Origin of the sequence: Italian clover phyllody phytoplasma str. MA1 (assembly GCF_000300695.1) — a bacterium.
Classification (GTDB): Bacteria; Bacillota_I; Bacilli_A; order Acholeplasmatales; family Acholeplasmataceae; genus Phytoplasma.
Window position 1 is genome coordinate 1 of the sequence record NZ_AKIM01000127.1, and the last position, 926, is coordinate 926.

General features: G+C 29.7%; 1 protein-coding gene and 1 pseudogene. Both read left to right on the forward strand.

Annotation, left to right across the window (positions count from 1 at the left end; translation table 11 throughout):
- Positions 1–533: toprim domain-containing protein (locus tag RI01_RS02905; RefSeq protein WP_017193175.1), on the forward strand; the 533-nt coding region annotated here is incomplete at its 5' end.
- 54 nt (positions 534–587) lie between these two features.
- A pseudogene (locus RI01_RS02910) lies at positions 588–926 on the forward strand (hypothetical protein); the annotation flags it as partial.

Here is a 926-nt window from a genome sequence, read left to right on the forward strand (position 1 = left end):
ATACTACCTATTTCCGACCTAAATATCAATCTATTAACAATTTCAGCCAAACACCTACTTTTCATTTCAGTTATCGTTTTTTTGAAGCTTTGCCGCATATAAAACAAACCAAAACCATTATCATTCATGAAGGTTTTTTTGATGTCATTAGTTGTTGGCAACACGGCATAAAAAATGTCGTGGGTTTAATTTGTGTCGCCCAATTACTTTCCCAAGCTCAAATGGATATCTTAAAAAAAGAAAAGATTAAAGTCATTATCGCCCTCGATAATGACGAAACTGGAAGAAAAAGAAACGCAGCCTTAGGAGAACAACTTAAAGAAGCAAATATTTTATACGAAATTAGACGCATTTTACCACCTTACGACAAAACTTGCAAAGATGTAGATGATTTATTAAGACAATTTGGGAAACAAGCTTACCAAAAATGTTTTTTAGATCCATACATCTCATATGAAGAAGCAGAAAAGAAACAAATAGTGGATTTAGCTATTCATTTTTTTGGCGAAGATAAAGTTGAAGTAATGACATAATGATTTATTATAAAATAACAATTAAACAACAACAAAAGTATTATTTTGCCCTATATGACCTTTAAAAATAAAATTAATAATATGAATCACGCACATTCAATTATTAGGCCAAAAATTGATAAATATTTTAACAAAATTACAAAAACAAATCCAAAGGAGAAAATAAAAATGAAAAACGACCTTAATCAAGGAATCGTTATAGGCAGTTGGAAAACAAATACAATCCCCAATGATTTAGAACAAATCAAACAATTTCTTAAAACTTTAAAACAAGATTTAATCAACCTGACCATTATAACCCATTCTAAAAAGAAGCATACTTACCAAGAAGCTAATTACCGTCTCAAAAACCAAACTCTCTTCGTCGATCCTCAAATCTTAGAAGAAATGAAA